The organism is Phycisphaerales bacterium AB-hyl4 (genome assembly GCA_041821185.1).
In the GTDB taxonomy this organism is placed as follows: domain Bacteria; phylum Planctomycetota; class Phycisphaerae; order Phycisphaerales; family Phycisphaeraceae; genus Natronomicrosphaera; species Natronomicrosphaera hydrolytica.
Genome location: JBGUBD010000004.1, coordinates 185,127 through 206,082 on the forward strand (window position 1 = coordinate 185,127; position 20,956 = coordinate 206,082).

Annotated in this window: 17 protein-coding genes; 11 read left to right on the forward strand and 6 right to left on the reverse strand. The window is 62.5% G+C overall.

Annotated features, from left to right (window positions below; genetic code table 11):
* Positions 1–77 precede the first annotated feature (77 nt).
* Positions 78–1,175: a GntR family transcriptional regulator gene (locus ACERK3_07390; GenBank protein ID MFA9478120.1), complete on the forward strand. Its 1,098-nt coding sequence runs from the start codon at positions 78–80 to the stop codon at positions 1,173–1,175.
* A gap of 205 nt (positions 1,176–1,380) precedes the next feature.
* Here ACERK3_07390 and ACERK3_07395 read toward each other — a convergent pair whose 3' ends face one another.
* The 3 genes from ACERK3_07395 to ACERK3_07405 form a co-directional block, all read right to left on the reverse strand.
* A complete protein-coding gene (locus ACERK3_07395) occupies positions 1,381–2,577 on the reverse strand; it encodes a metallophosphoesterase (GenBank protein ID MFA9478121.1) in 1,197 nt (398 codons plus the stop codon).
* Between the two features lie 71 nt (positions 2,578–2,648).
* Positions 2,649–3,575 (reverse strand): hypothetical protein, encoded by a 927-nt coding sequence (locus ACERK3_07400; GenBank protein ID MFA9478122.1) that lies wholly within the window; start codon positions 3,573–3,575, stop codon positions 2,649–2,651.
* Complete coding sequence (locus ACERK3_07405) at positions 3,572–4,864, reverse strand: fibronectin type III domain-containing protein (GenBank protein MFA9478123.1); 1,293 nt, start codon at positions 4,862–4,864, stop codon at positions 3,572–3,574. The genes ACERK3_07400 and ACERK3_07405 overlap by 4 nt, the downstream gene beginning before the upstream one ends.
* 475 nt (positions 4,865–5,339) lie before the next feature.
* Between ACERK3_07405 and ACERK3_07410 the strand changes: the two genes are divergently transcribed.
* From ACERK3_07410 to ACERK3_07435, 6 genes are all read left to right on the forward strand, one after another.
* Complete coding sequence (locus tag ACERK3_07410; protein MFA9478124.1) at positions 5,340–6,101, forward strand: prepilin-type N-terminal cleavage/methylation domain-containing protein; 762 nt, start codon at positions 5,340–5,342, stop codon at positions 6,099–6,101.
* Positions 6,102–6,182: 81 nt separating this feature from the next.
* The gene (locus ACERK3_07415; GenBank protein ID MFA9478125.1) at positions 6,183–6,884 is read left to right on the forward strand and encodes a lamin tail domain-containing protein; all 702 of its coding nucleotides are present in this window, start codon (positions 6,183–6,185) and stop codon (positions 6,882–6,884) included.
* Between the two features lie 142 nt (positions 6,885–7,026).
* A complete protein-coding gene (locus tag ACERK3_07420) occupies positions 7,027–7,926 on the forward strand; it encodes an alkaline phosphatase family protein (GenBank protein ID MFA9478126.1) in 900 nt (299 codons plus the stop codon).
* Between the two features lie 134 nt (positions 7,927–8,060).
* Positions 8,061–9,266: a metallophosphoesterase gene (locus ACERK3_07425; protein ID MFA9478127.1), complete on the forward strand. Its 1,206-nt coding sequence runs from the start codon at positions 8,061–8,063 to the stop codon at positions 9,264–9,266.
* Positions 9,267–9,373: 107 nt separating this feature from the next.
* Entirely contained in the window at positions 9,374–12,043 is a 2,670-nt protein-coding gene (locus ACERK3_07430) for a metallophosphoesterase (GenBank protein MFA9478128.1), read from the forward strand.
* Positions 12,044–12,153: 110 nt separating this feature from the next.
* Positions 12,154–12,483: a cupin domain-containing protein gene (locus tag ACERK3_07435; protein MFA9478129.1), complete on the forward strand. Its 330-nt coding sequence runs from the start codon at positions 12,154–12,156 to the stop codon at positions 12,481–12,483.
* Between the two features lie 118 nt (positions 12,484–12,601).
* Here ACERK3_07435 and ACERK3_07440 read toward each other — a convergent pair whose 3' ends face one another.
* Both ACERK3_07440 and ACERK3_07445 read right to left on the reverse strand, forming a co-directional pair.
* Entirely contained in the window at positions 12,602–14,014 is a 1,413-nt protein-coding gene (locus ACERK3_07440; protein ID MFA9478130.1) for a sigma-54-dependent transcriptional regulator, read from the reverse strand.
* Positions 14,007–16,001, reverse strand: a complete 1,995-nt coding sequence (locus tag ACERK3_07445) for an ATP-binding protein (protein ID MFA9478131.1) — start codon at positions 15,999–16,001, stop codon at positions 14,007–14,009. The genes ACERK3_07440 and ACERK3_07445 overlap by 8 nt, the downstream gene beginning before the upstream one ends.
* 407 nt (positions 16,002–16,408) lie before the next feature.
* Here ACERK3_07445 and ACERK3_07450 point away from each other — a divergent pair, with 407 nt between their 5' ends.
* The 4 genes from ACERK3_07450 to ACERK3_07465 all read left to right on the forward strand — a co-directional run bounded on the left by ACERK3_07450 (position 16,409) and on the right by ACERK3_07465 (position 20,585).
* Positions 16,409–16,801 carry a hypothetical protein gene (locus ACERK3_07450; protein MFA9478132.1) on the forward strand — a complete coding sequence of 131 codons (393 nt, stop codon included), beginning with the start codon at positions 16,409–16,411 and terminating at the stop codon, positions 16,799–16,801.
* Positions 16,802–16,970: 169 nt separating this feature from the next.
* The gene (locus ACERK3_07455; protein ID MFA9478133.1) at positions 16,971–18,410 is read left to right on the forward strand and encodes a hypothetical protein; all 1,440 of its coding nucleotides are present in this window, start codon (positions 16,971–16,973) and stop codon (positions 18,408–18,410) included.
* Between the two features lie 104 nt (positions 18,411–18,514).
* Complete coding sequence (locus ACERK3_07460) at positions 18,515–19,660, forward strand: YceI family protein (GenBank protein ID MFA9478134.1); 1,146 nt, start codon at positions 18,515–18,517, stop codon at positions 19,658–19,660.
* Positions 19,661–19,799: 139 nt separating this feature from the next.
* Positions 19,800–20,585: a YceI family protein gene (locus ACERK3_07465; GenBank protein MFA9478135.1), complete on the forward strand. Its 786-nt coding sequence runs from the start codon at positions 19,800–19,802 to the stop codon at positions 20,583–20,585.
* Positions 20,586–20,680: 95 nt separating this feature from the next.
* Here the strand turns inward: ACERK3_07465 and ACERK3_07470 are convergent, their stop codons facing one another.
* A complete protein-coding gene (locus ACERK3_07470; GenBank protein ID MFA9478136.1) occupies positions 20,681–20,821 on the reverse strand; it encodes a hypothetical protein in 141 nt (46 codons plus the stop codon).
* Between the last annotated feature and the right edge of the window lie 135 nt (positions 20,822–20,956).

Sequence of the window (20,956 nt, forward strand, 5' to 3'; positions counted from 1 at the left end):
GTGGTAAAAAAACTTGAATAATAGACCGATATAGGTTATTCTCTGAGGCGTTACACGCTTCTATGAGGGTATCTTAGATGTCCAAGGCCAAGCAGATTGAGCGGATTCTGGAACGCCGTATCCGCCACGGGGACTACCTGCTCAAGGAGTTGCCCGCGGAGCGGGAGCTGGCAGAGGAAATTGGCGTTTCGCGAATGACCGCACGCAAGGCCGTGCAGTTCCTCGTCAAGAAGGGGTTGTTGCAGCGCCAGCCCAACGGTCGGCTGGTCGTCAGCCGCGAAGCGGAGACGCGCCTGCTCCATGTCGCGTTTCTCGTGCCCTCGCTGGTATCCAGCGATGTCGAACAGTGGCGCCTGGCACTTGATCGCCTGGCTGAGAAGTTCAACATGGTCACCCGGACCATTCTCTATGTGCACTGGGACGACCCGGTGCTGCTCGACGCCGCCGAGGGCCTCGACGGCATGTTCCTCATCCCCAACTGCGAGCCGATGCCCGACCGCATCATGGAGCGCCTGCGCACCGCCGGCCGATCGCTGGTCATCCTCGGTCAGGACATGAGCACGCTGGGCCTGCCCTCAATCAACCTCTTCCCCGCCGTCGTCGTACAGCAATTGCTCGACCACCTCGCCGAGCTGGGCCACCGTCACATCGACTGCTTCAACGTCCAGACCGTCGACCCCGTGGTGCGCGCCCGCATCGACCAATGGAACCTTTGGCGTGCCAGCCACCGCATGGCCGGCCGCGTGCTCGGCGAACCGATCGAACCCTACGAACAACCGCTCATGTCCGCCTACAAGCAGATGGGCAAAATCCTTGATGAAGGCAAGCTCCAGGGCACCGGCCTGCTATGCCTCACCGCGCCAGCCGCCATCGGCGCCGCCCGCGCGATGGCCGATCGCAACATCCAGGTCGGCAAAGATATTTCCGTCTGCGTCATCAACGACGAGGGCCTCGCCCGCTTCATGACCCCCTCGCTGACCTCGATCGAAACCCCGGACCCCACGCCCTACCTCTCCGTCTGCCTCGACTGGCTGAGCGGCTCCAACGACCAGTGGGTCGGCTCACTCCTGCTCGAACCCAGCCGACTGCCGCTTTTCGTCGGCAGTTCCACAGGCCCCGCGCCCACCTCTAACCTTTCTGCCGCAAAAGATCGCGACCACGCCGACACCAAGTAATACAGCCTCAAGTCATCACTAGCGCGTGGCCTCACCCCGCCTTCCCTCCCAAGGGGAGGGCGGAGCCATCGTTGCGGGTTACGAACCCGATGTTGATACGAATTGCACTCCTGATACCTCCACGTACCATCGCGACGCGTTTTGTCGTCTCAGGCGGCTCCTCGGCGAGGTGGAGGATGCGGGGTTGCACGGCTCGCGACATCAGTCACGGCCTGGCCAAGTGGACCGCGTCGGCAGGCCTTCGAGCCTTGAGTATGGAAGTCAGGTCCAGCGTTTTCCATTTGCGTCTGCCCAGCCCGTTGTAAAGATCGACCGAAACCTTGCCGCCGTTCACCTGCACCATGCCGTAACCTTCGAGCTGTCCCGTTTCGAACTGATCAATGGCCTGCCTTTCCGCCCTCAGGTGTTCGCCTCGCGTCGGGTCGGTGTCCGACGAGAAGTCCGGCTCGAGCATCTCCATGTCCGGACGATGCTCCACTCCTTTCAGGATCCGGCGAGCCTCATGATCCTTCGATCGAATGATGCTGTTCATTGCCAGTTCCACGAAACGCCCCTGCTGCGTGTGTCGACGCACCAAGCCGTACCGATGCAAGTGACCACTGAGCACGATCGCCTCGTGTTCGCCGAGCATGTTCAGGAACTTCTGTCGATCTTCTTCCTGCCCCGGCTGGCCGTAGACCGCCCAGGCCGCCTGGCCGTGATACGGCACCACCGGCTGATGGACAATGACAAAGAGATGTTCTGCCGACCGTTGCCTCAACGCTTCCTCAAGCCAGGGGTTGATGCGTCCCCGGTCATAGGCGTCAACGAACACGAACATGGCGTTACGGTGTTCCACGATGAAGTTCGACGAATCAAGTCTTTGGTTTATCTGCCGGCTCATGTAAGGCAGTATCTTGTCTTCGTAGGCTTCGCGGGCGCCGGGCCCGGTGATGTCGTGGTTCCCGATGGTCATCAGGTACGGTGCCCCCCACCGGCTTTGCCTGATCCAGTCCAAAGCATCTTCGAACTGTTTCATCTGCAGGTCATAACTGCCACAAAGCCCCTGTACGAAGTCGCCGATGTTGATCACGTAATCGACGGGGTTGGGCGTGCCCGCGATGACCTGGCGAATCTCGGCCCCCAGGTGCGGGTAAAGCTCGGTCGTCACGCGCACGTAACCTTCAATCTGGCGGATGGAGCGGGGTTTTTCGCGCTTGACCCAGTCCATGTCATGATGTTCCCACAGGTCGTAGTGCAGGTCGCCCAGCAGCACGAACGACCACCCCTGCGCACCGGAGGCCTCGGATGCGACCGCTTGCGAAGGCAACCCCCACTGTCCTAAAAGCGCCGCTCCCATCAGAGCCCCCGTCGATTCGGCAAGAAACGCCCGGCGATTGATACTGGTCTGACGCTGATTCATACACATCTTTCTGGTTCGATATTTCCGGCCGGGCATTCGCCGACATCACATCACGTCACGCTGATGTCGCATCACGCCGCTTCGCCCTCCGCTGCACCTGCCCCCTGCACCACTGCCTCGCTCGCCCGCTCGTGAGCCGGACGCCGATACAACCGCACCGCCACCATCACCTGCCACAACGCCAACGGCCCAAGCACGTGCGAGCTGCGCAACAGCACCTCATGCCAGTGCCCCAGCCCCAGCGCCGTCGTCCGCGACAGCGCCGTCACCAGTCCCCAAAACGCCAGCCACCACAGCACATACCGCATCGGCAAAACAAGCACCGCCGCCGCCACCATCAAATCGATCACCCCGATCACGCGCAACATCACTCCCGCCTGGCTTTCGCTCACCCGGACGCCAAGCACGTTGTCCGCCGAGCCGATGATCAGGTCGACAAAGCCCGGGTGAAGTCGATACGCCTCCAACCCGTGCGTCGCGAACAGGCACGCAAGCCCCAGCCGCAGCCCCCACGCCGCAGCCATCGACCGCCGCCGCGCTGACCACCACCGCAACCCGGGCGCGACCACAAGCATCGCCAGCACCAGGGGCGCGACATACCGCATCACATGTGCCGCGACCGTCCACTCCGAAAAGTGATACCCGCCGAACACGTACCCGCACACCGCCTCCGTCATCACCACCGCCGCCACCGGCAGCAGCAGCAACACATGCGGCCGAACCACCGCCGCCACGATCACCACCGCCAGCACCACCGATACCCCCCGCTCCCACGTCGCCACCGTCGCATGCGGGATGCCATGATGCATGAACAGATAGCTGCCCGTCAGCGTGCCCATCTGCTGCCACACCTGCCCCAGCACGCCCACGGCGTAACCCAGCAGCGCCAGCCGAAGCAGCCAGCTCGCCCACGCCAACCGGCGCGCAGCCCGCGCGTCGTCGAGCACACCATGCGAGATGCCCGCATCGGGCGTCGAAGACGCCAAGGTGCTGCTCATCGCGACGCCTCAGCCGTCACCTGCACTTGTGGCTCGACCGTGAAGTCGTCGAGCGTTTCGCCGTCCATGCCGAACGCCTGCACACGAAGCGCATCGTGCTCGAACGTCAGCATGTGCACATGATGCGTCGGCTTCGCAAAGCCCGGCTCCTCAAACCACCATCGACTCGGGTCGGGCTCGCGCTGCGGCACACCCAGACCACCGTCGCCGATGTAGATGATCCCCGCCTCAAAGTCCGGCTGCCCATCGCGAATCGGCACCGTCCGCTTCAGTGCATGGTCATGCGACTCGCACACCAGGTCCACCCGGTACTGCTCGAACAACGGCACAAAGTTTCGCCGACGTGATTCGCCATCGGGAATGCCACGCACGCTCGAATACGCCGGCTTGTGATATTGCGCAAACAGCCACCGATTCGTCGGCCGAAGCTCCGACAACTCATCCGCCAGCCACGTACGCTGGTCGCCGCCGAGGCTGATCTCCGTGTTCAACGTGATCAGTGCAATCTGGCCGGTCAACTGCGTCGTGTAGTAATAGTCCCGCTCGCGACCGGGCCAGTGGAATTTCTCTTCGAACACGATCCCGCGATCATGGTTGCCTCGCGCCGGGATGATCGGCAGAATCCGCCCCTCGGCCGTGACGATCAGCTCATGATCGTCCAGCCACGGTTTGATGTAACGCCACTCCGCCCGCTGGCAGTAGTCACCGCCATGCGCAAACGCAAGAATGTCCGGGTACTGCTCCACCAGCCGAGCGATGCGGCGGTTCATGTTCCGCCGATCTTCATGCACGTAAGGCTCATCGCCCGCGATGCGCGAGTCGCCGCCGAAGATGATCCGCACCCGCCGGGGGTCGTCCGCCGGCGCGGTGATGAAGTGAAACTCCTCCGAAACTTCGCCATCCGTCACCGCCACGAAGTAGTAAACCGTGTCCGGCTCAAGCGTGTCCAGATGCGCGTGATGGTAATAGCCCGGCCCGAATCGCTCCCGGTCCGCACTGCGAAGCGTGTACGCGCCGCTCTCAAGGTCGCCCGCCTCGTAGGCGTAGTCATCCAGTTCGCCATAGCGCGGCTGCGTGTCGTAGTAGAGTCGATGCGCCTCGCCCGGCGCGTGCGTCGTCCACGACACCACCGCCTCATGCTGCGGCTGCTCCATCCACAACACCCGCACGTGCCGCGGCGAAGGATCCGCCTCCGCCGCTGCCGCGGACGTTCCGCCACCCACCCCCACCAGGCTCACCAGCAGACATAACAGAATCACATCGACACGTCCGGCACAAAAAAGCGACATGCAGGGCTCCTTAAAACAGAAAATCACGGCGGATCAACAGCCAAAACGCCTGCTGAGACAGGGCCACCAATAACTTGACCTCAATTCTATACCAATCGAGTATATTATAAAAGGGGTTTTTTACGACGATAATTTTGTTTTAGCTAACAATTAACGGGTTTCTTTCAGAAATTTAAGGGTTGACGGTTACATATCGTTAATGTACATTTTTGGTCGATGAATTCATTTTTGGAATAGGCTTTTCCGCTCAGCCCGCTTCATCAGTTGGCCGGTTCGAAAAAAACATCTTCACAACCGCTCATGCATGAACTGATTTTCCACTGCGTGTTGAACGTCCACGACCGGCCGGTCGACCACGCATCGGCATTGATGCGGAGCGGCCGAGCCCGTGGCACCGCCGTCTGCCCGTGGCGGGCGGTCGTGACAAAATGATCAAACAAGGTCCGCAAACCCCCTACTGGACCAGGAGTTACCGATGCGTCACTGCACAACCGATTCAAATGCCGCATTCACGTTGATCGAGCTTCTCGTTGTCATCTCTATCATTGCCCTGCTGATCGCCATCCTGCTGCCCGCCCTCGGCACAGCCCGCGCCACCGCCCGGACTATCCAGTGCGGCAGCAACGCCAAGCAGATCGTCATGGGCTTTCACATCTACGCCGCAGATCAGCAGGACTGGCTCCCGCCGTTCCTCATGCACCGGCCCGGCACCGGCCCCTCTACCAGCAACAACCCGGCCCATCCCTCCAACGGGCCGGCCTGGTACGAACTGCTCGCCGCCAACGCCCCCTCCTTGGAAAGTGGCGATGGCACGTTCGATGAAGGGATGTGGCACTGCCCCGAAGTCTCCGAAGAGGAAATGACCACGCGCCCCGGCTTCGCCACTTGGGGCGGCGGCTACGGCGCGAACCTCCGGCTTCTCCACTACGCCACCAACGACGGAGCCGCTATGTCCGGCGATGTCAAACGACTAAGCAATTTCCGCCGACCCACCCAGGTTTTCCTCACCGGCGACACCGGACGGCCCCTCTACGCCGACGGCACCAAGCGCTTCCGAACCTGGATGCTCGTCCGCGGTAACACGCCCAACCTCCTCAGTGCCTCGTCCGAAATGGCCGCCACCCGACATCCCAACCTCACCGCCAACATCGGCTACGTCGACGGACACGTGGCCAATATGGGATGGGATGCCATCGTCGAGGACGAAAAAGACATGTGGGCTCGCAATTCCTACTGAGCACCCCCCCTGGACTGTCGGCAAGTCAGACCAGTTCTGAGGTCCGCAAAAATTTCCCCTTTTCGTCAACGAAGGATTATCATGTTTCAACACCTGCACCTGTTTCACCAATTCCGATTGACCGTGGCGGCGGCCGCCTTCGGCCTGGCATCGATGTGCACCGTTTCACTAAGCCATGCCGATGTCATCATCTCCGAGGTCATGTACAACCCCCACGGGAATAATCAATGGGAATATCTGGAATTGTTCAATCGCGGCGATGTCGATCTCGACCTGACCGGCTATGAGCTCCAACGTGGCTCGAATGTGGCGACCATTGACGGGGGCCTGTTGCCCGCCAGCGGCGTAGCTGTGTTGATTCGATCAGACGGTTCGGGGGGGCGAACGCTTGAAGGTTATCAGGCCGCATGGGGCGAGGACATCAACTTTCTGGAGACGACGGATTGGCCCGGGCTGATTCTTGGCGGAGGGACCATCACCATCCGCGACCCGGCAGGGAACACCGTCGTTCAAATGACGTATGGCGTGGAAGATCCCTGGCCTGAAGCCGAAGGAGCTACGGCTGGCGGATGGTCTCTGACCATCGGGGGCGACCCCTTCCGCGAAGACTGGGATGCACCGGACAACTGGGTGCAAAGCGTGGAAGGGGAACTCGGTGCTTGGCGAGCCAACTCGCCCCGCGACAATGACATCGGCAGCCCCGGCTTTGTGATCCCCGAGCCGGCAAGCGCCGCCTTGCTGGGCATGTTCAGCGGCGCACTGCTATTGAGGCGAGCGAGCTAGTGGCAAGGCATATAGGACGACGCGCCTGCGATATGCCCGACGGCCGGGGTGAAGATCGCCTGAGCCTCGTCGCCACCCCGGCAAGGGCGCGTCTAGCGGGGTGGCTCGTATGGGTGCTGTTTCAATGGGAAAGGTAAAACTGATGAAGGCTAGCGTCGGCTTGTTTTTCGCATTGCTCGCCTTGGGGGCGGCAGGACTGGTGCCGGCGACGGCTGAATCGCGGGCGGCACAAGCAGAATATGTGGTCGTGATCGGTCTTGACGGTGCCCGACCGGAGATCATTCAGCAAGGGGCCGGCCCCGTGCTGCACGAACTGATCCAGCAGGGCAGTGTGTCCTGGAACGCCCGCGCGGTGCATCCCACCGTCACTCAGGTCAACTGGGCCTCCATGCTCACCAGCTCACGCCCCGACACCCACAGCATCAACATGCACCCGGTCACCCAGGAACAGTTGGCCGACCTCTCCCTCCAAGTGCCCACCGTCTTCCAGGTCGTCGCCGAGCACGGCGGCCTGGCCTCCGGGTTCCTCGGCCACTGGAAACTCTACCCCGTCGAATCCGACACTCCTGGCACGTACTTCCAACGCAGCCCCTACGAAGCCCACCGCGTCGCGCCCCTCGCCGCCGACCACATCGAAGAAAACCGACCCACGCTCTGCTTCATCTGGATGGGCAACCTCGACGGCCTCGGCCATCGACACGGCTGGCTCTCCGACGAACAGTTCGCCGCCATGCCCGTGATCGACCGCGCCATCGGTCAGATCGTCCAAGCCCTTCGCGATGCAGATATGTGGAACAAAACCCTCCTGATCATCAGCTCCGACCACGGTGGACACGGCCGCGGACACGGCCAGGGCACGGAAGAAGACACCATCATCCCATGGATCGCCGTTGGCCCCGGCGTCCGGCAAGGCCACGTCATCCAAAGCCCCGTTTCCATCATCGACACCGCCGCCACCGCACTCCACGCACTCGGCCTGCCACGTCCCGACGCATGGGACGGCAAGCCCGTTGACGAAATCTTCGAAACAACGAACGACTGATCGAGCCGCACTGCAGAATTGACACAAACGTAGTACACCAAATCCATCCAGGCCGCGGGCGGATGCTGCACGACACGCTTTGCTATCTCCCGTCGGCCCCATTCGTTTCCCCACCATGCCAACACGAAAGGGCCATGACCATGACCAACCCCGCTGATTTAAGCCGACGCGCCTTCCTCAAGGGGTCCACCACCGCCCTGCTCGGTGCCAGCTTCCTCGGCGGCTTGCCGATAACGCGCGCCCACGCCGCCGCGGCCGCCGCTCGCTCCAACGCCGCCTGGTCCTTCGGCCTGTTGGGCGACCTGCACTACGATCTGTGGGAACACCACGACATGGACTGGGTCAAGCGCGAAAAGCCCAACGACATCCGCCAGATCGAAGGCTACGTCCGCTTCACCACCGAAATCCTCCCCCACCTCGGCACGGAACTCCGCGACGTCATCGCCGCCACCCCCAACGACGTCGACTACGTCATTAACATCGGCGACTTCGTCGAAGGTCTCTGCGGCAGCTACGAACTTCAGGTCAAACAGTTCGAGGACGCCCTCGACTGGGTCCGCGAAAGCCAGTGGGGCGCCCCCTACCTCATCACCAAGGGCAACCACGACATCACTGGCCCCGGGGCAGACGAAGCCTTCGACGACTGCATGCTCCCGTTCATGAGTGAACAGGTTGGCCGCCAGCTCGACTCGGCCAACTTCGTCGTCGAACACAAAAACGCCCTGTTCGTCTACCTCGACTGCTACGACCGCCGACAGATCCTCCCCTGGCTCAGCGAAACACTCGAAAAGCACACCGGCCAGCACGAGCACATCTTCGTCGTCACCCACCAGCCCGTCGTGCCCTACCACGCCCGCGCCAACTGGACCGTGTTCGGCCATCCCAACCAGGCCGACGACCGCAAGCAGTTCCTCGACCTCCTTGGCAAGCACCATGTCATCGCCCTCACCGGCCACCTCCACCGCTACGGCTTTGTCCGACGACGCACCGACACCGGCCACTTCATCGAGCTCGCCGTCAACAGCATCGTCCGTTCGCCCGACAGTCGACCGCGACAAGTCTGGGAAGGCGTCAGCGAGTACGGCCCCGACATCGTCACCCTCGAACCACGCTTCTCACCCGACACCGAAGAAATGCGCCGCGAAATCCTCGCCAATGAACAGCCTCACATTGAACACTTCGAATGCGGCAACGTCGAAGGCTATGGCATGGTCCACGTCGACGGCAGTCAGGTTTCAGCCGACCTCTACTACGGCCTCGGCAAGAATCACTGGCGCACACTCGACCTCACTGCCGTTCTCCACGCCAAGGGCCCTACCCCCTTCGACGTGACCACCTGAGCCCCCGCAGCACGGTAGATGTGCAAAGCCCCTCGAAAACGACACTAAATACGTAACTCAATCACGAACCATCAGCGAATCATCAAACTCTGGAGTGACACGTGCCAATGACGACGACACGACTACATGCGAACTTCTGCCTTCTGCTGGCCATGGTGCTCATGGCTCTCACACCGGCGACCGATGCGAACGATCAGCCCCTGCGCATCGCTGTGATGGGCGATCTGCACCTGTCACCCGACGACGACCACCAGCCCTACCGCGACAACCTGGACCGCATCCTCGCCCAGATCAACGACGCAGCAGTCGACCTCGTCCTCGTCGCGGGCGACCTCACGCTCGACGGCCATGATGATCAATATGCGCAGTACAACGCCGCGATCGGTCAGCTCGACGCCAACGTGCTCGCCGTGCCCGGCAACCGTGATGTCGGACACAAGCCGCTGCCCGGCGGCGGCGCGAGCATCACCGCCGATCGCCTCGCCAGCTTCCAAAGTCACGTCGGCGACGCGTTCTTCACCGAACACGTCGCGCCCGACCTGCGCGTCATCGGCGTCAACGCTTCCCTCTTCACCTCCGGCCTCGACGACGAACAATCGCAATGGGACATGCTCGAACGCGAACTCGCCCAGCCCGACGACCGCGTCACCATTCTCCTCACCCACTACCCGCTCTTCCTCGAAGAGCACGACGAACGCGAAACCTACTTCAACCTCGACCGCGATTCACGCGACCGCCTGCTCGGCCTCATCGAGCAGGGCAACGTTGCCGCCGTGCTCTCCGCCCACACCCACCGCACATTCAAACTCACACACGCCAGCGCGACATTCATCAGCATCCCCCCCGTCTCCTTCGGCATGCCGCGCGACGAACAATCGCCCGGCTGGACGCTGCTGACCTTCGACGCCAATGGCCAACTCACCCACGAGCATCAATACCTCGACCCGCTCATGCATCGCTCCGAAGGTGAACGCAGCAGCTTCGGCGACAAGCTCGCCGCCGCTGGCCCCTTCGCCGTGCTGCCCGGACCAGATGAAGGCAACCATGTGCTCACCTTCCTCCGTCGCCACGGCATCGAAGAGAAACTGCACAACCTCACACCCGAACAGGTCATCGACCCCGACGTACTCAACCCCGAGCAGTATCCCGCCGTGTTCTATCTCTCCCCCGAGCAGTACCACGGCACGGCGGAAAAACCCGGCGACATCGAGGCCGCGCTGCAACGCTACATGCAGCAGGGCGGCGTGCTCGTGGTCCTCTGCTCCGGCCCGCTGCCGTTCTACGTCGACGAGCATGGCGAGTCGTCGCGCCGCGTACGCGATCGTCTCTCGCTGATGCTGCTCGGCTCAGGCGAGTCCGTCCACGCCGTCAGCGGCTTTGAAGCGCCCAACGCGGGCGACACCCTCGAACTCGTCGCCATGGCGTCTGCCATGACCGACGCCGACCTGCCGGACACCGTGCCCTTCCCACGCGACGGCGACCAGAGATGGCGACCCATGGTCCCGCTCACCAGCGCCGACCGCTACGATCGCCTGATCACACTCAAAGACCAGCACGGCGAATCGCGCGGCGACGGCGCGGTCTACACCGAACGTCTCGACTTCGACGGCAGCCGACGCACACGCGTGCTCTATGCCGCCTCACTGCTGACGCAGATTCACCCCGAGCGCGATCACATGATCGAAGGCACGCTCCGCTACCTGCTCAAGGTTCTCGACGAACCGGCGACCGAACGGCACATCACCACTCGCGCCACCGCCTCGCGCGAAGCCCCCGTCATCTCCGATCGCGTCCACGTGTTCTACTACAACTGGTACGGCGCCCCGCCCCACCAGGACAGCTACGTGCATTGGCAACAGGGCGGCCACACTCCACCGGAGCAGATCGGCGCTAACTTCTATCCCCTGCTCGGCGCGTACAGCTCTTCCGACCCCGCCGTCCTTCGGCAGCACATGATCTGGATTCGCCAGTCCGGTGCCGGCGTGCTCTCGCTGACATGGTGGGGCCGGGACAGCTATGAAGATCAGCTCACCCAGCCCGTCCTCGACGCCGCTGCCGAAGCCGGCTTGAAGGTCAACTTTCACCACGAACCCTACGAAGGACGAACCGCCGCCAGCACCATCGACGATTTCCGCTACATCATCGACCGCTACGGCGATCATCCCGCCTTCTACCGCGCCAGCGAGCTCGATGATCGCCCCATGTTCTACATCTTCCGCTCGCTCGACAGCGACGCGGCCGATTGGCGTGAAGCGATCGCCGAGATTCGCGGCACCGAATATGACAGTGTCGTACTTGCCCAGACCTCCGACCTGACCGTCGTCGTCGACGGTGATTTCGACGGCGGCTATACGTATGACACCATCCCGCTCTTCGAATCCGAAGAACGCCGACGACTGCTGCTGATTGATGTCGCCGAGCAATTCGAGGAAGAAGGGAAAATTTACGTGCCCTCGATCGGTCCTGGCTACGTCGAAGACCGTGCCGTGCCCGACGGCATCACCCCCGACATGCATGTGCAGACGCGAGATGACAATACTGGCCGAACTTATGAGGCATCATGGCAGGACGTCATTGAAGCCAATGCTCCCTACGTCAGCATCACATCATTCAACGAATGGCATGAAGGCAGCCAGATCGAACCCGCTGTGCCGAAGGCGACCGACACATACACGTACCAGGATTATGGCGACCTCGACCCGCGTTTCTATCTGCACCAGACTGCCAAGTGGGTCAAGCAGTACGAAGCTCACCGCCGCGCGAACGCCGATGAGTAACGCCGCCAAGTATTTTTCCAGTATGGCGGACGCCGCGCTCACCGACAGGGCCGACGGCCCACGCGTCCATTTTGTAAGAGTACTGCTCACCCTCAGGGAGTGATCTGTCCATGCCCAAAACCACGACAAGCGAAAACAAATTCCCCAGTTGGTGCGAGGTGTCTCACTACGGCATCGCCCGCCACGAACCTGGCGCGGAGATCGAACTGCACTTTCACGACTGCAATGAATGCTGGATCATCATCGAAGGCCGAGGCATTGCCACCAGTGAAGGCAAGACGTACGAACTGGGCCCCGGCGACATGCTCATGACCCGAGCCGGCGATGAGCACGCCATGAAGGTCACGGAGAAAATGACGACCGTGTTTCTCTACGGCGTCATGCCCCCGGGCGGACGCATCGGGCATCTGCACCGTGGCGTTGATCAACCTTTGCCGTAGGCAACCGCCCCGTCGATGGATCAGGCGTACGTGGCGCATGAGGCTGAGTTCGTGAGCCGACAATGCGTTCCTTGGATACGCTGCTTGCCGGCATAGATGAGGAGCGACCAACCCCTGCTCAGATCTGCTGGCCGGCATCGTCGAAGCGGAAGTCGGCTGGGTTCAGGTCATGCTTTTTCAAGAGCCGATAGAGCGTGCCGCGCGGCACCTTCGCCTCGCCCACCGCGGCGACCACGTCGCCCTGGTGACGCTGCATCAGTTGCGCCAGGTATTGCCGTTCGAAATCGGTGACGTGCTGATCGCGAAGCTCGAACAGGCCGTGGTCCTTGCCGCACCCGACGTCGCCGGCGGCGATGACGAGTTCCGTCGGCAAGTCATCGGGCCGCAGTTCGCTGTCGCGAGTCATCGCCAAGGCGCGGCGGATCGCGTTCTGCAATTCCCGCACATTGCCCGGCCAGCGGTAGCTGCACAAAACTTCAAGCGCCTCCGGCGTAATGTTGATCTGCTTGTGTCCCATCTCGCCGGCGTGTCGCTGCACAAAATGCCTGGCCAGCAGCGCAATGTCTTCCGCCCGGTCGCGCAGCGGCGGCAGATCGATCCGGGCGACATTGATGCGGTAAAACAGGTCGGCACGGAACCGCTGCTCGGCGATCTCCTGCTCCAGGTTCAGCGAGGTGGCGGCAATGACGCGCACGTCCAGTTCAATTTCCTGCGTGCCACCGACCCGCCGAATGCGCCGCTCCTGCAAGGCTCGCAATAGCTTGGCCTGGAGGTTGATCGGCAACTGCCCGATTTCGTCAAGGAAGAACGTGCCGCCGTCGGCAAATTCCATCAGGCCGAGGCTGCGCGTGTCCGCGCCGGAGAATGCACCGCGCTCGTGGCCGAAGAATTCGCTTTCCAGTAAGGCCTCGGGAATTGCGCCACAGTCGACGGGCACGAAGCGATTATCCTTGCGCCCGCTTTGCTGGTGAATGCTGCGTGCGACCAGTTCCTTGCCCGTTCCGGTTTCGCCGAGGATGAGTACGTCGACATCGTTGGGGGCGACGCGCTGCACGGTGTCGAACACACGTCGCATCGGTTCGCTGCAGCCAATCATGTCGCCGAAGCGGTTGCTTCGTTCAACCTGGCGTTGGAGCAGGTTGTTCTCTTCGCGGAGTCGGCGTTGTTCGAGCAATCGGCGAACGGTGGCGCGCAGGTCGTCGGGCAGGAAGGGCTTGGTGAGATAGTCGGCCGCGCCGAGTTTCATGCTTTCGACCGCTGTCTCGACCGTCGGAAAGGCGGTGAGCATGAGCACGACGAGGTTCGGGTCGTGTCGGCGGGCGATGCGCAGCAAGTCCACGCCATGGATGTCGGGCATGCGGATGTCGGTAATCAGCAGGTCCCAACTTTCCTCGCCGGTCAGCCGTTTCACGGCCTGGTTGCCGTTGGACTCCACAGCCACTTCGACATCGTCCAGCTTCGCCAGCGTATCGGCGCAGACTTCGAGCATGCCCGGCTCATCGTCCACGATGAACACTTTCGCTTTATGCATTGGTGCGATTCTCCCTGTCGGCGTCGATCGGCAGTTCCACGAAGACCTTTGCGCCGTCGCCGGGCTCGCTCTTGAGGTGAATGCGTCCGCCGTGACTGCGGATCAGCCCGGCACAGATGGACAGGCCCAGGCCCGTCCCCTTGCCATCGGTTTTGGTCGTATAGAACGGCTCGAACACCTGTTCTTGAATGGTCTCGGGAATGCCGACACCGGTGTCGGCCACGCTCAACACGAGTTGCGGCGGCGAAGCGTCGGCCGCATCACCGTTGCGCCGTTCGCCGGTGATGGTCAGCCGCCCCCCATCGGGCATCGCGTCCAGTGCGTTCAGCAGCAGATTGAGGAATACCTGCTGGATTTCGCCGGCGTTGGCGTGAACCGTCGGCATCACGTCGGGCAACTGGTCGTCGATCACGATGCTAAGGTTGCGGGCCCGGTGATCTATCGTGTGAATGGCGCTGCGGATCGGCTGGCGGACGTCGATCGGCTGGCGCGTCGCCGGTGAGGGTCGGCAATACGACAATAATCCCTGAGCGATCTGGGCCACGCGGTCCGCCAGTTCCGCGATCTTGGCCAGTTCCTCCCGGACCTTGGTCGGCATTTGCTGGGCATCGTCTTCGATGAGCAGGCGCGCCTTGGCGCTGATAATGGCAATGGGATTGTTCACCTCGTGGGCGACCTGCCCGGCCAGTTCACCCACCGCCGCGAGTTTGCCGGCCCGAATCAGGCGAGACTGGAGTTCATGTTGCTCGGTGACGTCATGAGCCAATGAGACGACATGACTGGGCTGGCCGTCCTTGCCGCTGAGCGGGGCCGTGGTGATCTGGAAAATACGTGGGCCAGCGTCATTTTCGCCCGCCGGGAGCGTGACTTCAATCGTGCGCCGTTGCCCGTCATGGAGAGCTTGCCGTGCGGGGGCGTCGTCGTCACAGCCGCAACGCTTGGCGACCGTGTCGACCGACGTGCCCTGGAACCATGTCCGCCAGCGCTGGTTGGTCCAGTACGGGTCGGCCTGACGGTTGCACACGCACAGGCCGGTCTCGGTGGTTTCCAAAGCTTGTTCCACGAGTTTCCGATGCGCCATCGCCTGCTCGGCGAGGTCGGCCAGTTGCGTTTCATCCTGGCGCATCCGTTCGCCGAGCGTGCTGACGAAGTAGGCGGCGAGGAACAGGATGACCGCGTGAAGACTGACGTGGCTGATCACGTACATCGGCTGATGGGCGGCATGGGGCAGATGTTCCGCTTCGTAGTGCGGGAAAATCTCCAGCGAGTAATGCGGCAAGACGCCGGTGGCTTCGCCGCTTGCCAGCAGCGCGAACAGCACACTGCCGGTGGTGGCCACCGCATAGCAATGCGCCCGACTGAGCACAATGCCGGCGATGATGACGTGAAAGAGCATCAATGGCGAAAGCGGATTCTCCACCCCGCCGGAAAGATGGAGCAGCAGGGTGAGAATGACCAGGTCGCCGTACGCCTGCATCGGCAGAAGGAAACGCGGCAGCGGATTCAGCCGCTGGAGATACATGTAGGCCAGATTCAGAATTGCCGTGACGATGATGACCACAACCAACGGCCACCAGACTTGCTCCGGCAGCAGGTGCAATACCCGAACGACGAGGTAGGCCAACACGATGGCAACGAGCACAGCGATCCATCGCATGACGATGAACCAGCGGGCGAAGTTGCGCTCGCGCTGCTGACGCGTGGGGCGTTCGCCCTGCGTCGACGCCGCTGCATGCGGCGGCCTGACGAGTAAGGATGGCGAGGCTCGCACGATCAGCCAGCCCACCAGCGCCGCCGCGATCAACGCCACCGTTACGCCCCGCACGCGGTGCAGTAGATGCAGCGTGCCCACGTCGAACCCCTGAAGCCAGAAGCGTTCCACGATCTCATAGACGATGAACAGCGCCGCCACGACGCCAGCGGCGACAAACATCGCCCGCCGGTGGCGTGCCTGCAGGCTCTGGTCGAGGGGCGGGGGGTTGGTCATGGACATCATCACGGTTCCACAGATGCGCATTCTCGCATGTGCAGGCAATGCTGGCGAACGGCACGCCGTGGCCTTTGACGGTCGCGCGTCACGGGGGCGTGAACGGCCGGGATCATCTGTCACATCTGCGTGACATCGATAATCCGTGCATTAAACGGCTTTTACGAAATCGGCAGCTTGTTCGCATCATTTCCGTTGTCACATCGGCGCGACAGGCCCGCCACGGCTCCCCTCAGCGCTCCCGCATTTGCGCGAGCGGAAGCAGCGTAAAAACCACATAAAACGCCTTTTTAGTCTTTTTATTTATTTATCGCCACTTCCGGCACTGCAGTTGCATCTTCTACCTCCACATGTGCGGCGACGCTGCTGTCTCCGCCCGGCCGAACGCGAACGAGGAAGCCGTTGCCATGAACCGCCTTCAGATTCTGGTCATCAGCCCAACTCCGTTCGTCGCCGCGTTCTTGACCGAGCACCTGGCGACGGATCGGTTCGCCGTTCAGTCGGTGCGGCCGGGTACGGAGGCGAACGCGATGGGTCGTGCGGCGTCACTGCACGTCGCGGTGGTGGACCGGATCGAACAGCGGCCGGAGGCCGCGCAAAAGGAGATCGCATTGCTCAAGGAAGCCCATCCGCAGGTGCGGATCATCGCGATCAGTTGGAACTCGTCGGCTCGCGATGCGGGCATCGTGGAGCAGGGACTTTTTTACTACTGGACCGGCAAGCCACGCCCTGAGTTGATCGAGCTGGTCGAAGCCGCAGCCGCCGAGCTGCAACGTGAAGGAGGGACGCTCATGAGATGACCGGCGACCTGACATGAGTCGGACCGTGACGTGGGCAAAGACCGGGCTGCGTGGCCACACACGGAGGTTTCACAACATGACAACAGACATTTGATTTCGGCTTGTCCTCGGTTTGATCGCAGCGTGTGCTCGGCGCTCCGAGGCAGGCAACAGAGAAAGGCAAACGACGATGACCCTCACAACCCCAGGCAAATGGACTGCCATGCTCGTCACCGGCGCCCTCGGCGCGGGCCTGCTGGCGACACCGGGGCAGGCACAGGACGACTACGTTCCCCGGGCAGAGCATGAGCAGCTCAGGGCCGACATGGAGACACTGCGTCTTCGTCTGGATGGCGTCGAGCAGCAGGCTGAGCAACCCGCCGCCCCGGCGGAAGCCAGGCAGCGCGATGGTTTCATGCTGGACACCGGCGACTTCAAGCCGGGCTGGGAACGCGTCCGCTACGACGGCTGGATGGAGCACGGCAAGCTCGATGAGATGAGTGTGCAGATCGGCCGCGGTGGCCCGATCGACCTGTACATGGGCCTCCAGACGGCCGGCCGACTGCAATATCTCCAGCAGCGCAACGTCGAGATTAACGGGGTGGGCCAGCGCGGCTCGCTTTCGCCGGGCTTCCAGACTGCCTGGGGCAGCGTCGACTTCCTGGCTGACCTTTACGACGGCGGGCTCGAAGTCTACTTCGACCTCTACCTCAGCAGCCCCACCAGCGCCGACAAGCTCCAGGGCCATGAAGGCTACATGATCATGCGCCACATCCCCGGCACGGAAGGCACGCTGCTGGGCAACTTGTTTGAAGTGGTCAACGTCAAGGCCGGCCAGTTTGAAATCGACTTCGGTGACAATCGGTATCGACGCACGGACAACGCCCGGTCACAGCGGAACATTCTTATCGGCAACCATGTGGTCGATCCCAAGACGACTGAAATCGGCATGGAAGTCTTCAATGCCGAGCCGGACGTGTTCAACTGGCTGGTCGGCTTCGGTAGTGGCTCGGAAACCGGCGGCTTCGACCCCGGTCGCGGCTTCAGCACGCACGGCAAGCTCTGGGCCAACCTCGGCGACCTGCGCGTCGCAGGCTCGGCCTACTACGTCGACCACGCCTCGGACACCGGCGTGCGGTCCAACCTCTTCCGCACCAGTCGCGGCGGCGGCGTCTACCAGGGCGTACTCACCGGTGACTCGCCGGGTCAGGTGTTCGCAGGCGGCGGCCAGAGCGTGCTCGCCTTCCAGGGCGACCTGACCTGGATCCTCAATGACCTCGAACTCTACGGCAACGTTGGCTGGGTCCGTGACGACGCCAACGCCGGCGGCCGCGACGAATGGCTCTACTACGGCGTCGAAGGCGCCTACTACCTCACCCCGCGCATGCATCTCGCCGCACGCTACAGCGGCGCGGCCGCCCAGCGACTCGCCGGCGAGTCCTCCAGCGGCCTCGTGCATCGCGGCCAAATCGGCGGCGGCTACTGGCTCTACGACACCGTGCTGGTCAAGGCCGAGTATGTCCACCAACTCTATGACGGCTTCTCGACAGGCCAGCGCGTCAGCGGCGTCGACGCCTGGAACGACCCGTCGTTCACCGGCTTCATGATGGAAGTCTCCTTCGGCTTCTGATTCACTCCCCTCGCACAAGGGCACAACCCGCGGACGGCCTGCCGGCGGTTCGCGGGATTCGAAACGAAACTTGTTCACACTGTTCAGCAAAGGAAGGTTCAGCCATGACCACGAAAACCATGCAAACGCTAACCGGCAGCATGATCGCCGCCATCGCGCTGGCCGCCACGCCGACGCTCGCCGCGCCGCCGATCCGCTACGAAAGCGACACCGGCCACAGCGTCCTCGTCGAAGGCACGTCCAACGTCCACGACTGGACTGGCACGACCGACCAGGTCCGCGGCTGGATCGAAGTGCCCGGCGACTGGATCGAGCAGGACGGTGAACTCCGTCTCGAACCCGCGTTGCAAGCCGACGACGCCACGCCACGCATCCAGGTGCAGATTCCGACCGGAACGCTGGAAGGCAATCGCCGTGGCCTGGCAAGCAACATGCACTCGGCGTTGAAGGTATCCACCCACCCGAACGTGACCTTCGCACTGGTGTCGCTGGAGAGCGCCACCGCTGCCGACAACGGGACAGCCTGGACAGCCATCGGCGACCTTGAAATCGCAGGCCACAGCCGCCTACTCGCGCTGGACCTGACGATCACACCGCTGACCAACGATCGGCTGCGCATCGACGTGGCCAAGGACCTGCTGATGACCGACTTTGGCATCGACCCACCCCGCGCGATGATGGGCATGGCCCGTGCCGCAGATGAAGTGCAGGTGCAGATCAGCTGGATCGTCAAGCGCCAGACCCCGCAGCCGACCGTGCCAAGCGATGCCGGATCGAGCGAACATCAGCAGGCGATGTCGAGCGTGCTCGACGGTTATGAGCAGGCCCGTGCCGCCCTCGCCGCGGGCGACCAGGCTCAAGCACAAAAGGCGTTGGATGAGTTGGCGCAGGTTGTCGAAGCCTTGGCGGTGCTGGATGCCGAGGCGCTCGACGAAGCCGTGCGGTCGGACTGGAGCATCTCGATCGCTCGCCTTCAGGGAACGGCGGCGAACGCGGCCGAGGCACAATCACTGTCGGCCAGCCGCGCGTCATTCGCCGTACTGTCGCAGGCAGTCGTCGGTGTGTTGAACATCGTCGGGCACGATCAGGACGACGCCCCGTTGGCCTATCGACACGCCGGCCAGAGCGGCCTGGCAGGGTCGATGTGGCTTCAGACAAACGGAGCCGCGCGCTCGCCGTATGCCGCAAGCAACGCGACGCCACAGATCGCTGCCGTCTACGTCGGCCAAGCGAACCCAGCGTCCGAATGAGCCGAGGTATCGCACGGCTCCCCCGTCTTTCCCACGCGAGACGGGGGAGCTTTTACCCTGAGGTGGCACCGTGGCACACGCCCCCAGAACACGATTCCCCTTGTCTCGCCGACTTGTCCTGATGAAGGAGAGCCGACCCATGCAGACCTTAACGCTACTGATCACCGCCGGGATCGTCACCGTCACGCTTAGCACATGCATCTCGACCGGCGTACCCACCCCCGCCGCGACCGAGCCCACCGACGAGCAGGACACGAACGAACAAGTCAGTGAGACAACTTTTGCACTGGCCGAGGGCAGCGCCATCCGTCTGGCGGGCAGCGCGACCATCGGCTCCTGGGATTGCGCCGGTTATCAGGCCGAATCAACTTTCACGCCGGGTGCGAAGATCGACACGTTTCATGAGGTCATCGATCACATTCAGGCACGGCTACGCGACGGCGACGAGGTCGACCCCGACCATGCAGCCGTGACGCTCGATCACGATCCGATCGCGACGATCCAAGTGCGCATTGATTCATTGGGCTGCGGGAACTCAGCCATGGAACGCGACATGCAGGGCGCGCTCAAGGCCGACGATCATCCCGACATTCACTACGAACTTGACCGCGTCGTCGGCGTCACGTGGTCGCTGTCGTCGGAAACGAATCGCCCCGTCCTCCACGTCGCCACGGAAGGCTATGTCTCGCTCGCAGGCGAACGACAAGCCGTTGAAATGGATGTGCGGATCGAGCGCGTTGATGAGCACCGCTTCACCGTGCTCGGCAGCAAGAAACTGGACATGCGGGATTTCGACGTGAAACCTCCCTCCGCATTGTTCGGGCTGATCCGCGCCGACCCTGCCGTGACGGTAATCTTTGACCTGATCGTCGAACCCCAGCGAAGTGATGCTGTCGACAGTTCACAAACGGCCGCGCGGAATTAGCACGCTTCAGTGACCACCGATCGCGATGAGTGAAAATCCATGGCACCCATTAGACAACCCACTCCGCCCACTTCCGCCATCGCATCGATCGTGCGTTACCAGAGCGCCGCCAGTGGGCATCGCGTCAACATTGCTGGCACGTCGCGATGCATCCTGCCGTGGTCCATCATCGGGCACTGCATCATCATCTGCTGACGCTGCTCGTCGTCCGCGTCCATCATCATGTGTTCGCCCATGTGGCGTATCATGCTGGACGACCGGCATCAAGGCAGGAAAAGAAAGGAGTGAACTTGCCTGGATCGTGGCATGCTCTCGCCATCCCCGGGCGTTCTGAAAGGTGACAGGGAGCGACTGCCCTGATTGCGGCGCGT

Coding starts and splice junctions, on each gene's coding strand:
- ACERK3_07395 (MFA9478121.1), bottom strand. CDS start 2,577: ATGAATCAGCGTCAGACCAGTATCAATCGCCGGGCGTTTCTTGCCGAA.
- ACERK3_07435 (MFA9478129.1), top strand. CDS start 12,154: ATGCCCAAAACCACGACAAGCGAAAACAAATTCCCCAGTTGGTGCGAG.
- ACERK3_07410 (MFA9478124.1), top strand. CDS start 5,340: ATGCGTCACTGCACAACCGATTCAAATGCCGCATTCACGTTGATCGAG.
- ACERK3_07450 (MFA9478132.1), top strand. CDS start 16,409: ATGAACCGCCTTCAGATTCTGGTCATCAGCCCAACTCCGTTCGTCGCC.
- ACERK3_07460 (MFA9478134.1), top strand. CDS start 18,515: ATGACCACGAAAACCATGCAAACGCTAACCGGCAGCATGATCGCCGCC.
- ACERK3_07420 (MFA9478126.1), top strand. CDS start 7,027: ATGAAGGCTAGCGTCGGCTTGTTTTTCGCATTGCTCGCCTTGGGGGCG.
- ACERK3_07425 (MFA9478127.1), top strand. CDS start 8,061: ATGACCATGACCAACCCCGCTGATTTAAGCCGACGCGCCTTCCTCAAG.
- ACERK3_07430 (MFA9478128.1), top strand. CDS start 9,374: ATGACGACGACACGACTACATGCGAACTTCTGCCTTCTGCTGGCCATG.
- ACERK3_07390 (MFA9478120.1), top strand. CDS start 78: ATGTCCAAGGCCAAGCAGATTGAGCGGATTCTGGAACGCCGTATCCGC.
- ACERK3_07465 (MFA9478135.1), top strand. CDS start 19,800: ATGCAGACCTTAACGCTACTGATCACCGCCGGGATCGTCACCGTCACG.
- ACERK3_07400 (MFA9478122.1), bottom strand. CDS start 3,575: ATGAGCAGCACCTTGGCGTCTTCGACGCCCGATGCGGGCATCTCGCAT.
- ACERK3_07470 (MFA9478136.1), bottom strand. CDS start 20,821: ATGGGCGAACACATGATGATGGACGCGGACGACGAGCAGCGTCAGCAG.
- ACERK3_07405 (MFA9478123.1), bottom strand. CDS start 4,864: ATGTCGCTTTTTTGTGCCGGACGTGTCGATGTGATTCTGTTATGTCTG.
- ACERK3_07415 (MFA9478125.1), top strand. CDS start 6,183: ATGTTTCAACACCTGCACCTGTTTCACCAATTCCGATTGACCGTGGCG.
- ACERK3_07455 (MFA9478133.1), top strand. CDS start 16,971: ATGACCCTCACAACCCCAGGCAAATGGACTGCCATGCTCGTCACCGGC.
- ACERK3_07440 (MFA9478130.1), bottom strand. CDS start 14,014: ATGCATAAAGCGAAAGTGTTCATCGTGGACGATGAGCCGGGCATGCTC.
- ACERK3_07445 (MFA9478131.1), bottom strand. CDS start 16,001: ATGACCAACCCCCCGCCCCTCGACCAGAGCCTGCAGGCACGCCACCGG.